This window comes from Thermoactinomyces sp. DSM 45891 (assembly GCF_900119485.1).
Lineage (GTDB): Bacteria > Bacillota > Bacilli > Thermoactinomycetales > Thermoactinomycetaceae > Baia.
In genome coordinates, this window is sequence record NZ_FPJZ01000015.1 from 14851 (window position 1) to 27386 (window position 12536).

Annotated in this window: 13 protein-coding genes; 11 read left to right on the top strand and 2 right to left on the bottom strand. The window is 40.5% G+C overall.

All coding sequences use genetic code 11. From position 1 onward, the window contains the following. Positions 1 to 150: 150 nt before the first annotated feature. Entirely contained in the window at positions 151 to 810 is a 660-nt protein-coding gene (locus BT147_RS11460; RefSeq protein WP_072335332.1) for a chloramphenicol acetyltransferase, read from the top strand. A gap of 184 nt (positions 811 to 994) precedes the next feature. Here BT147_RS11460 and BT147_RS11465 read toward each other — a convergent pair whose 3' ends face one another. Further along, positions 995 to 2191, bottom strand: coding sequence for a M24 family metallopeptidase (locus BT147_RS11465; protein ID WP_072335335.1), 1197 nt, complete (start codon positions 2189 to 2191; stop codon positions 995 to 997). Between the two features lie 153 nt (positions 2192 to 2344). Between BT147_RS11465 and BT147_RS11470 the strand changes: the two genes are divergently transcribed. The 7 genes from BT147_RS11470 (at position 2345) to lepB (ending at position 9001) form a co-directional block, all read left to right on the top strand. Continuing rightward, on the top strand, positions 2345 to 3913 hold the full coding sequence (locus BT147_RS11470) for an alkaline phosphatase family protein (RefSeq protein ID WP_072335338.1): 1569 nt from the start codon (positions 2345 to 2347) through the stop codon (positions 3911 to 3913). A 164-nt stretch (positions 3914 to 4077) separates the two neighbouring features. After that, complete coding sequence (locus BT147_RS11475; protein WP_072335341.1) at positions 4078 to 4788, top strand: hypothetical protein; 711 nt, start codon at positions 4078 to 4080, stop codon at positions 4786 to 4788. A 152-nt stretch (positions 4789 to 4940) separates the two neighbouring features. Further along, positions 4941 to 5246: a winged helix-turn-helix transcriptional regulator gene (locus tag BT147_RS11480; RefSeq protein ID WP_072335344.1), complete on the top strand. Its 306-nt coding sequence runs from the start codon at positions 4941 to 4943 to the stop codon at positions 5244 to 5246. Positions 5247 to 5306: 60 nt separating this feature from the next. Next, positions 5307 to 5555: a DNA alkylation repair protein gene (locus tag BT147_RS11485; protein WP_072335347.1), complete on the top strand. Its 249-nt coding sequence runs from the start codon at positions 5307 to 5309 to the stop codon at positions 5553 to 5555. A gap of 163 nt (positions 5556 to 5718) precedes the next feature. Next, positions 5719 to 7263, top strand: a complete 1545-nt coding sequence (locus BT147_RS11490; protein ID WP_072335350.1) for a fumarate hydratase — start codon at positions 5719 to 5721, stop codon at positions 7261 to 7263. 132 nt (positions 7264 to 7395) lie between these two features. Next, positions 7396 to 8295 carry a DUF1002 domain-containing protein gene (locus BT147_RS11495; RefSeq protein ID WP_072335353.1) on the top strand — a complete coding sequence of 300 codons (900 nt, stop codon included), beginning with the start codon at positions 7396 to 7398 and terminating at the stop codon, positions 8293 to 8295. Between the two features lie 136 nt (positions 8296 to 8431). Then, entirely contained in the window at positions 8432 to 9001 is a 570-nt protein-coding gene (gene lepB, locus BT147_RS11500) for a signal peptidase I (protein WP_072335356.1), read from the top strand. Positions 9002 to 9248: 247 nt separating this feature from the next. On the opposite strand, the gene BT147_RS11505 is transcribed toward lepB, so the two are convergent. Then, positions 9249 to 10673, bottom strand: coding sequence for a helix-turn-helix domain-containing protein (locus BT147_RS11505; protein ID WP_072335359.1), 1425 nt, complete (start codon positions 10671 to 10673; stop codon positions 9249 to 9251). Positions 10674 to 10932: 259 nt separating this feature from the next. On the opposite strand from BT147_RS11505, the gene BT147_RS11510 reads away from it, so the two are divergent. From BT147_RS11510 to BT147_RS11520, 3 genes are all read left to right on the top strand, one after another. Further along, entirely contained in the window at positions 10933 to 11217 is a 285-nt protein-coding gene (locus BT147_RS11510) for a hypothetical protein (RefSeq protein ID WP_072335362.1), read from the top strand. Positions 11218 to 11500: 283 nt separating this feature from the next. Further along, positions 11501 to 11980: a YqxI family protein gene (locus BT147_RS11515; RefSeq protein ID WP_083426537.1), complete on the top strand. Its 480-nt coding sequence runs from the start codon at positions 11501 to 11503 to the stop codon at positions 11978 to 11980. A 20-nt stretch (positions 11981 to 12000) separates the two neighbouring features. Further along, complete coding sequence (locus tag BT147_RS11520) at positions 12001 to 12459, top strand: hypothetical protein (RefSeq protein WP_072335365.1); 459 nt, start codon at positions 12001 to 12003, stop codon at positions 12457 to 12459. The last annotated feature ends 77 nt before the right edge of the window (positions 12460 to 12536 follow it).

Sequence of the window (12536 nt, forward strand, 5' to 3'; positions counted from 1 at the left end):
ATTATTTCATTTCATTTTAATCATCATATCGCATTCTGTCTCTATACCCTTTTTCTAATAGAATGAATCCTATATACTAAAGATATTCTTTCAAATATACATTACAAAAACATAAGACTTTACTTTCATACTAGAAAGGGCGATCTTCACATGAAAACCATTAATCGTGAAACTTGGAAACGCGCAAAGCATTTTGATTATTTCCGCAAACTAGATATGCCACATTTCTGTACGACGGCAAATGTGGACATTACCCGTTTTCGGGTGTGGTGTAAGGAGAATCGATTTCCCTTCTTTTTAACCATCACGTATTTAGCTAGTCGAGTAGCGAATGAAATTCCGGAGTTTCGTTATCGCATTCGTGGGGAGGAAGTTGTTGAACACGAAGTGGCGCACCCATCTTATACAATCATGACCGATGAAGGGGTATACGACTATTTAACCGCCCCACATCATCCAGATCTAGCTACCTTCATTCAAGTAGCTCATGAGTTAACAGTGGAGGCCAAGAAACAAGTTCGTCTTGTAGATGGAGTCGATCGAGATGACGTACTATACTTCACCAGCATGCCTTGGGTCTCATTCACCAGTTTCATGCACCCGATTTCCTTATCCCCTGTTGATAGCATTCCACGAATCGCTTGGGGCAAATACTTTGAAGAAAATGGACTCGTCAAAATGCCTCTATCTGTCCACGCTCACCACTCTCTCATGGACGGCGAACATGTCGGGCGATACTACTTACTATTTCAAGAGTACTTAGATAACATGGACTCCTATGCTACGAAAAGCACCTATCTCAATAGCTAGTCGAGTAGCTTATAAAAAATGGAATGCAGTTTTGATAGAGGATAACGACTAACCGAATAGACTAGGGACTATGTATCTGACCACGGCGATGTTTGTGGAGCTTAGTTGAGCTGTAAACAGATACATAGCCACAGTCTATATCCAATATCTAGCTAATCAACATCTAGACCCTTTTATCAACTAGCTACAGCTCTATCTTCATAATCTCCTCCGACGTAATCGACAACGACTCCAATCCATCCGCGGTCACCACATACGTGTTCTCAATCCCAATCACGCCTTGCTCCGGAAAAGTAAATTTCGGTTCGATGGCAATAACCATTCCCTCTTCCAATGGCTGACTAAATCCCTTCGCTAAAATCGGTAACTCATCTAACTCAATCCCCACTCCATGCCCTAGAAACTTAGCCTGATCCGCACCATAACCCATAAAATAGTTAGATAGTCCAGCATCCTTGGCCATCTCTAACGAAGTTGCATATAAATCTTGCCAAGCCACACCCGGCTTACCCTGTTCTTCTACTCTTCGTAAAATCGAACGTGCTACCTCATACGCCTCAAGAATCGGCTCTGACAACTCTCCTATGACCGCTATACGAGTTTGATCCACCATATATCCCTCTACAATCATGCTCACATCAATCAAAATAGGCTCATTGGCCTTTATTTTACGAAAACTAGCTCCCTGTGGCGACGCCGTACTTACTCCGAGCCCCCCTGCTGGCCCATCGAAATAAGTGGGGGTAGCGGCAGAGTTCCCCGAAGCAACCATACCTAGAGCTAGTTCCTGATTAAAACCTCTCATACGCCATAAATTGATATTTCCTTGTAAACGAAACTCATACTCAATCCGCGCAACTAACTCTAACTCCGACATACCTACCCGTAACCCAGAAGAGACTTTCATTAATGTATCATCTACGATTCGTGCTGCCTGTTTAATTTGATCTAACTCATATGCAGACTTCACGCTACGAATATGCCGAAGCGCAAATGAGACATCCACCATCTCTGACTCGCTAAATAATTTTTGATAAAAATGAGCTGTTGCATACGGTAAAACATCCAGTTCGAAACCAATTTTATGTATCGCCCCATATCGCTTCGTTAACACAGTCCCTAGCTCTCTCAATCTACCCAACGGCTGAACTTCTACATGTGCTTCAAACTCAGCCCGAGCAACACTCTTCTTCACATACAGAACAGGCTCCCCTTCCCTAGGTATATAAGAAAGAGCATTTTGCATCGTTCCCGTAAAATAATACAAATCCACATTTTGTACCAATAACACACCATCTATTCCGTGCTCCTGAAGATAATTCTGCAAACGATGAATACGCTGTTCAATTTCTGACTTTGGTACAAGCGGAAGTGTGTGCATATTTCATTCTCCTTTATAAATAAAATCATCAATGCCTCAGGCTTACCTCAATATGCGTAATCAACAAACATATTCCTTCAACTCTTTGTATATTTCTCTCCCATTCATCAAACCCTACTTATAACCATGTCATAAGAGCGGAGTGTATCACACATGTTAACCACTATCTTCATCATCATTGGACTCATTCTCATTTTATCAACCTTAATACGCATAGCACAGAAGAAACGAGCGACTTTATCAACTATTCCAAAGCCTCATATTCCTGAAGGGACGAAGCCCGTCATAACGATCATCATCGATTCCTTAATGGACGCACCTTTGCAGGATGCCATTCACGTAGATAAAGCTCCGGCACTCCAGTTTTTAATGAAAAACGGTACTTACTATCCGCGAATTGTCTCATCTTTCCCCACTATGTCTGTAGTCATTGATAGTACACTCCTAACTGGGTCCATGCCCAGCGAACACGGAATATATGGACTCTGTTATTATGATGAACACACAAAACAATTTTGGAATTTCGGAACCGGGGCAAAAGAGTCAATTACGTTTGGCATAAAACGCGTTTTAACAGCAAGTATGATGATGTTTAATCAACGACTGCTGAGCAAAGAGGTACAAACCATCCATGAAGAAATCCCGTACGATACCGCTTCAATCAATGCCGTTGTTTATAGAGGAAAGACAGAACACCAAATTCACTCTCCTTTTTTCACCTGGATACTTGGGCTTCTTCCTAGAAAAATCCGAACCATGGCTCCTACCATTTTTTCATTTGGTTCGATGTATCCCATCTCGTCTCTCAGTGAACCCGGTGGAACAATCGCTCGATTTGGAATGAATGATCGATTTACAGCCATGGAAATGCAGTCCTTAATCCAAACCGGACGTGTCCCGATCTACTCAGTCCTTTATTTTCCGGGAAATGACGATCAAGTCCATCAAAACGGTATTGCCACGATTAAAGGGATTGAAAAAGCGGACTTAGAATTACAGGCGATCTTAAATACGTTTCCTACGTGGGAGGAAGCCATCTCCCGTTATACCTGGATTGTCCTTGGTGATAGCGGCCAAACGAATACCTTGCCTAGTTCTCAAAGAGCCTATATTCATCTAGACACTACACTTTCACATTATCAAATCAAGCCTCCCAATCTAGATAAACCCCGTGAGAGTGACCAGATCGTTCTTGCAGTAAATGAACGTATGGCCTATGTACATATCATTGATCCTTCCCTTTCCCGATTAGACATCGCAACAACCTTGCAATCTAACCCAGACCTTGATTTGATCGTTTGGAAAGAAGAGAATACGTATCAAGTCATAAGCGGAACTCTCCCAGGAAAACTCCAGTTCGAAAAAGAAGGGCCCTATCTAGATGAATACGGACAATCCTGGCAAATAAGAGGGGATCTTTCTCTTCTTGATATCACATTATCAGAAGATCAGACCACCCTTCAATACAATGCGTATCCTGATCCATTTTATCGATTAGTAAGTGCCCTACATGTCTCTGAAAATGTGATCATTGTGACCGCTACAACGGGCTGTGAAATCGTCTATGGAAGCTCCCCCACTCACAAAGGGGCCTCCCACGGCTCACTTCATCATCTAGACTCACTCGTGCCCATGATCGTAGTCGGCACAACCGAAGCACCCCGCCACAAACGAATCGTAGACCTAAAGGAATGGATGATCCGTCTTACGAAAACGAATTGATCTTTTTATTTTTGCCAAGATCCTAACGCTTTCTTGGCAATTTCTCTCTACCCATATCTATATCTTCCGAATTAACCTCCTATTTTCATCTGATTCCTGCATGAGACAAGCAAGAAAAAACATAGAAATCTGCAAGGACCCTTGAAAATGGAAAGGAGAAACAAATGAAAAACCAAATCCTCCACCAACAAACCTTTTTCCATCTCTCATCTATTCATTTGGAGAACACGTACCCCTTACTAGATAACGAGATCATTGCCTGGATAGACTTAAAGCAAGACCCACATTATTCATTCATCCCACCTGATCAAGTATCCTTGTACATAGAATCATCCATCGCTTGTGGGCGAAATGCCGCACAACCATATCTACATATCCAATCTTACTCCGGTTGGATTAATCTCTTACTTAAACATCACATCAAAGTCCGTTTCCTCTCAGAACCAAAGCATGATCGCTGGATAAGAGCTCTCTATATCCCCAAATTAAAAACCATCCAAATATATCGTTCCTCTATCGAACAACTCCGTTCCTTTTTCCTTGCTATGGATTACCCTGTCTATGAAGAAGATCTCATCGTTTTACATCTAGCCCATGAATTTTACCATTATCTAGAAGAGAACGACAAAGCTAGAACCGATCTCCAAGTACCTAAGGTTATCGTCAAACGATGGGGACCTTTCATATGGAAGGAAACTGTTTCCAGAACAAGAGAGATCGCTGCACATACCTTTACACAAACAATATTCGGAATTCCTTGGTCCCCTTTCCATCTAGATATCTTTTTACAAGAACACCATAAAGGTACCAGTAAACACGATTTACGCCTTCTTTTTCATAGATGGAGACAAGAGCATAGTGAAACCATAGAATAAAAACCACATTTCTTTTTGGTTTTTTTTAGCCAATTTTGGTATACTGACATGTAAGTAACTAACTTATAAAAGAGAAGTGCGCGGATCTATGATTCCATTTGTACAAACAAAATCCTTGAAAACCATCATATAAAAGTGGGAGGTGAGCTTTTATGAATCGCTGTATTTGTCCTAAATTTGAAGCTGCCATTGAAGTCCTTGCTAAAAAATGGACAGGCCTCATTATCCGTGTCCTAATGGAAAAAACATGTCGTTTCCGCGATATTCGTGAGCAAATCCCCCAGATGAGCGAAAGAATGCTCGCAGAGAGACTAAAAGAACTGGAATCAAATGGAATATTAGTTCGGAATGTATATCCAGAAACACCTGTACGTGTCGAATATGAACTTACCAATAAAGGACGTTCGATAGAACCCATTCTTGATGAGATTCAGCACTGGGCTGAACGTCATCTTTGAATAATATCTTGATCTACGGGAAACCTAACTTTGGGCAATCTCTATGTGGAGGCGTAAACGATGTCAGCTCCTTATTTATGTCCTAAGTGCGGTACCAACCGAAGTCGTTTTAATGTGATCGAACAGATTCCTCAATCCGTTCGACTCGATATGCATACGGGTGAGATCATTGAATATATCTCACAGTCAGATCCCATACAAGTCCAATATCATGGGGATCGATATCGAGTTCAATGTGGAGTATGCGGTCTTATCGAAACGGAAGAAATGTTCCTCCGATTCGCAGAAAGCCACCCATTATCCACATAAAAAACACCCCTATCGATACACTTTTTCTTGTTGAAATTGTGTCGGTAGGGGTGTTTTGTTTTGGTAAAATCAAGATTAGCCTAAAAATCAGCACTACTTTTCTATATAATAGAACTGTGAAACATCAGACAGACATATGATGGGAATAAAAGAGGGATATATGATGAAAGCTTTCAAAGACTCAATCTTACACTTAATCACGGAAACATCCACAAATCTACCACCGGACGTTCGCCGTGCAATCCAATCCGCAACCAATCGTGAAGATGCAGGCACCCGCTCTGCTCTTGCGCTCGGAACCATCACAGATAACATTCGCACAGCAGAAGAAAATGTTTCTCCTATCTGTCAAGATACAGGCATGCCAACCTTTATCTTGTACGTGCCCGTAGGAGCAAACCAAATGAAGATGACTCAGGCGATTCACGAAGCTATCACCATCGCCACCAAACAAGGGAAACTACGTCCTAACTCAGTCGATTCTCTAACGGGAGAAAACACAGGCGATAACCTCGGTAGAGGTACTCCTGTTATTCATTTTCATCAATGGGAAAGAGATGAAATCGATGCCCGGCTTATTCTCAAAGGAGGCGGCTGTGAAAATAAAAACATTCAATACAGTCTACCTTGTGAACTAGAAGGACTCGGTCGTGCAGGACGAGACCTCGACGGCATCCGAAAATGTATTCTTCATGCTGTTTATCAAGCACAAGGGCAAGGATGTAGTGCTGGTTTTATCGGCGTTGGTATCGGAGGAGATCGCACAACTGGTTATGAATTAGCGAAGGAGCAACTTTTCCGTTCTGTTGATGATCAAAATCCAAACGATTCTTTAGCAGAATTAGAAGCTTACATCGTAGAAAAAGCAAATACACTCGGTATTGGGACGATGGGATTCGGAGGCAATACAACGCTTCTCGGTTGCAAAATCGGATCTATGAATCGTCTTCCAGCTAGTTTCTTTGTTTCGGTTGCTTATAACTGTTGGGCGTTTCGCCGTCAAGGTGCCCTTATTCATCCAGAAACAGGAGAAATCATAAATTGGATCTATAAAGATACTTCTCCACAAAGCACGGAAAAAGTTACTATAGACCAAGAAGAAAGGGAAGCCGCTCCAACAAATAATCGCGAAGTCGTTCTCACTACACCGATTACAGAAGAGCAAATTCGGAATCTAAAGGTAGGTGATGTCATCATTATAAATGGCCTTATTCATACAGGCCGTGATGCGCTACATAAACATCTAATGGATCACGATTCACCAGCTAACCTTACTGACGGCGTAATCTACCACTGTGGGCCTGTCATGCTAAAGGATGACAAAGGAACGTGGCATGTCAAAGCAGCCGGTCCGACAACTAGTATTCGTGAGGAGCCGTACCAAGCAGATATTATCAAGAAATTTGGCATTCGTGCGGTGATCGGGAAAGGCGGCATGGGGCCTAAAACATTGGCGGGTCTAAGAGAACATGGAGCTGTATATCTAAATGCCATTGGTGGAGCTGCCCAGTATTATGCACAGAGTGTAAAACAAGTGGATGGCGTAGACTTTCTAGAGTTTGGCATTCCAGAAGCTATGTGGCATTTACAAGTAGAAGGGTTTGCCGCGATTGTAACGATGGATTCGCACGGCAACAGTCTACATGCGGATGTGGACAAAACTTCACTGGAAAAATTATCCTTATTTAAGGATCCAGTGTTTAAATAAAAAAGGTTTGTGGAAAAGACAGGAGAAGTAGAACGCTCCCCTTTTCTCACATCACAGCGTTCGAAAGGTACTATCGTTTCATTAGGCCTTTTTTGTAATTCATCTAAAATCTTTTATGGGAGGTACCTATTTATGAAGTTCTTAAAAAAGTTGTCGATTTTGCTTGTAACAGGTTTAACGGCTTTCACCTTGACTGCGCAAAACATTTCCTTTGCGGATGCCGTAGCAGGTGAAACGGTGGTCACATTTGGTCAAGACCTATCTGCCGCTGATAAACAAACTCTTATGACCGAGATGAAAGTGGATGATAAAGTCAAGCAAGTATCAGTTACAAACCAAGAAGAACACACCTACCTTGGTAAGTACCTTAGTAAGGCTGTGATAGGGAATCGTGCCCTTTCTTCCGCTAAAATTACATTGACCGATTCCGGTAAAGGGATCGCGGTGAAAACCAATAATATCACCAATATCTCCCCTGCTATGTACGCAAACGCTGCTATTACGGCGGGTGTAAAAGATGCTGATATCTACGTAACAGCTCCTTTCAAAGTATCTGGTACTGCTGCACTTACAGGGATTATTAAAGCCTTTGAAAAAGCAACCGGTCAGAAGATCGATGAAAATAAAAAACAAGTGGCGAACGAAGAAATGGTTCGCACACAGGATATAGCCGAAAAAACAGGAATTACGGGTGACAAAGCAGCTCAGTTTATCAACAAGGTTAAAGAAGAAATAGCAACCCAAAGTCCGAAAACGGTGGAAGAATACAAGAATATCATTGTCAATATATCCAACCAATTTAACATCAATCTCGATCAAGCAACCATTGATAACTTGGTGCAATTCTCGCAAAACTTCAGTAGCTTAAACATTGACTGGGGCGCGATTAGCGGTCAGCTAGATAAATTACGTGGGGACATCTCGAAGGTGTTAAGTTCAGATGAAGCTAAAGGATTTCTCGATTCGATTCTAGAATGGATCGCTAGTATCTTCCGAGCCATCGCAGACTTCTTTAGTTCCATCTTTAAGTAGTGTCACAGCTCACTAGCCTTACACGATGAGGCTAGTTTTTTTTCACAAAAAACACTTACCACAAACTAGCTGATTTGATTTACAATGAATGTAATAAATAGCCCTGTGGTAGATGAAGGTAATGGAGGGCAGGCCTATGCAGAAAATCGTAAAACAATCCTTTTCTTGGTTCTTTTCCATTTTGCTCGGAATCGTAGTCGCTCTCATCCTCAGCATTTATGTAGTGCAACCAACAAAAGTGCTAGGAAAATCGATGGAACCAACGCTACACGAACAAGAACAAATTATTATCTCGAAACTACCTAACACATTTAACTATCACCCTGATTATGGTGAAATCGTAATCATCGATAGCCGGGTAACACAGAAGCGCTCTTTTAAAGATGATCTGTACGATAATGGATTGGTACGTTTAATTACAGGAAACCACAGTGACAATATTTGGATTAAGCGAGTAATCGGAAAGCCTGGAGATGTCATAGATATTAAAGACAACCAGCTATATCGAAATGGTGAAAAACTGAACGAGACGTATATCAAGGAAGCGATGAATTCTACTAATCCTGTAGAAGTACAACTCCCTTACACCATACCAAAAGACTCTGTCTTTGTATTAGGTGATAACCGCAATCATAGCCGAGATAGCCGCAGTATAGGAGCTGTCCCCATCGATCATGTCTTGGGTGTAGCATTGTTTACCAAATAGCCAGCAAAAAATAAACCAGCAATCTTTTCTCGTGTGAGAAGGTTGCTGGTTTTATTTTGGTTTACTTAATAAATTATTCAGCATAATTATAATGCTTTCCTAACCCGGTATGGGATCATTACTAAGGAAGAATATCTGTATCTGGCGGATAGTGGTGGAATACCATGCCCACATCTCCTAACATCTTTTCAACATGAACAACCCAATTCCTGAGTGAACTGGGTTGTTCATGTTTCCTGTTTATGTATCAGTCGTTAGGTGGGTCGCTGATAGAAACTCTTCTGATCGTTTCGATTTGATGCAACATTAGTGTTCTACCTCCCTTCAACAAATGAACAGAAATCTCTTGAAATTCTTCTGTTATTTCTTGATAATCGGCCAATTTCCATCTCTTACAAATATCGCTCATATTCAGTAAAATGTCAAACAGCAGGGTCTCGAACTTATATTCTTTTGCTATGGTTCGTGCTTCTTCTAGATGTTTGTAGGCATCCATATCCTTATTTAGCATTACTAGGCTTTGGCTCAGAGATACAAGGGCTTTCACTAGTCGTTGAACGTCTTTATATTCACGGGCCAACTTGACAGCCTTGACTAGTGTAGATTGGCCCAACTTCAATTTACCACATTCACAGTAAACAATGCCTAGATGCGTATGTGTCTTGATTGCTAAATGCTTTCTTTTTATCCTTCCTTCTAACTTTAATGCTGACTGGTAACATAATTCAGCATTTACCATTAATCCCTTTTGGGCGTAGCTCTCACCTAATGATGACCAGAGATCAAAGGCATGATCGTACAGTCCATCTACACGTGCAAGGAATAAACCTTCTTGCACATAATGAATGGCTTCATCATACCTCCCTAATTTGTTTAACAACTCAATTCGAATAAGTAACAGGTTTAACCATGCATCACTACTTCGTATACTGGTACTCCCTTTCTCGCAAACCGATTCAACTAACAGTAGAGCTTCGACGTCTCTGTTTAACCTTTCCAGGATAATAGCTTTATTAATCCACAAGTTATACTGGATGTGATGGCGTTTACCATCGGGATTAAATGCTTCTATCCCATTGTTTACATAAGATAACGCTTCATCCAAATTGTTTCGGCGTAAACAAACCCTAGCCATCCCATTAAGGCAAGCTGATTTCAAATTTTCTTCGTCTGCGTTTCTCATAGATGAGCTGATGAGTTGAACAGCCGTTCCATACTGTTCTAGTGCAGAACTCCATTTTCTCTTTTTCTCATAAAATTTACCCTTAAGATAACACGGGAACGGAACGAGCGAATATTCTTCTAAAACCCCATCAAGTTTGCTGTACTCTTCCATTTGTCTTAGTTCTTCCATCCCTTGATCTAAATCTGTTAAATCAATATCATATTCTATAGCCATCAACTGGAGAAGTGTATCTGCTTTGTCAATAACTGGTTGAGTTGTATAGTGGACTAAAAGCTCATCAATACTCAAACCATAATAACTACATAGCTTCTCTAAATAGCTTTTATTTGTCTTACACACACCTTTCTCTATCTTGCTAATGGTTGAATTAGCCAAACCAATCTCATCTGACAACTCCAACTGGCTCAGTTTCCTAACTCTCCTTTCATTTTTAAACATTTCACCTAACTCTGCAGTAACAAAAATCGAATTGGTATTCTTCCCCATTTATCAATCATCCTTAAGAAAATTTTTTCAAGAAATTTTTTCAGCCAAAAATCTATTATAGTAGCCGTTTTCCATCAAACAAGAACTTAACTAAGTAATTTTAGAAAGTAAATATAAATATTCCGCTAAATTGGCGGAAAAGTTATTTCGAAATGAAATAGGAATTAAATATTTTAAATTTTTGATATAAATAACGTATCCTAGTACACTAAGTTTGTGCAGTAATAACTGTGAAAACTTGATAAAGAGGGGGAAAAACATGCTACGGTTTCATATCAAAGCCAAGTCTTTAGAAGCCTTAAAATGCTCTAAATTAGCTTTAAAGCAAGTGTTTGACCTAGAAGCACGTCGGACAATCCAACTATCTGATGAAACTACGGAAGCAGTCTATATTGCCAGTCGTAGAAAAACAGAGCAGACGCTTGTTATCACTACTGACACGAAAGTGAAGATTTATCTACCAAACATCACATGGAAACCATTCAAAATGGACGACAACAACACTATTTTTTATGGACATGGATATGATATTTTTTCCGATTAGACCTGTTTCTCTCTCACTTATCTAATTTCGACATTTATTTACTTGTCACCTGTTCTCAGACTTTACCCTCTCTATCATTTTTTCTTAGGAGGAGACACGACCAATGTACAGACTGTTTGTAGGCGATCCGCCTTTAGAAGCACGTATCTAGTTGCTTGATGTATTTGATCTATCCTGACGGTATTTTCATTGGTTGTTTCATTATGTAAATACGAGGGATGTAGAAGATTTTAGATAGCTCGTCCTTCGTATTTTTTATTCACTTAAAAAGGAGTTGGCTATCTTGAAAAGAAATTTGGTAAAGATGAAAAAATATATTTTAACGTTGACAGTTTCTGTTTCTGTTTTAGTTACTGGTCTAGGTACAAGCTTGCAAGCTTTTGCATCAGAAACCAATGCCCCTATTGTCCAGAATGTAAAAACAAACCCAGAGGTACTCCAGGACGGAGTAACACAAAATGGTATAAGAGGTTACCTTGTCAAGTTGGCGGCGGAAGCTGTAGCATTTGCTATTCGACATGGCGGGAGTGTAGTTGGAGAGTTGGTTAAGTTTTTAGACGGTCCAGCGGCGAAGGCTTTCAAAAAGCATAGCGGTACAATTGCTGACAAAATTGATGATTTAGCCAATATCCCTGACGTGACTGCGGAAATTATTAAGACAAGGTTGTACCAATTCTTAAAAGGTCCAATGAATATGAATTCCGGCACAGCAATGCAAATCGCAGATGCTATAAAGTGGGCTATCAATTTCTTTTTATTCTAGTCTAGTAAGAGGTGAAGTAGTTGAACGAATATGAACGTCGACTAAAAGAACTGGAAGATGCCAAAGAAAAGTACGTCCAAGAGCCTGAAAGTGAATTAGAGCTTTTAAAAGAAGAAGTGGCTCAATTACGAGAAATGGTTGAATTCTTATCCTTCTCGAAAGTAACAAATGAGAAATACGCTTTTTGGGATTGGTGTGTCCAACATAACATTTTTGGAGATACGCGAACACGTTTGGGAATAGTCAAATCCGTTCTAACGAACAGACTTACAGGTCAAGAGACTTTAAAGAAAAACATTCCCGGAGTGTCTATGGATATTCTATACAGTCCCTCCCCTCCTTCCTATCAAGAAGCAAAGAAATTGCTCATGGAAGCAATTGACACACAAAATGAAGAAACGATTGAAGAGCTATTTCGAGCTTTGCATAATCAAGGTATATTCCAAGATCTGACCGCCTTGTACCCGCATAAGCTTTAAGCGATTGTCAGGCTTGAATACGATAGATGATGAGTTCTCTAAATATGTAGAAAAAACCCTTCCAGGCAGCACCAAAT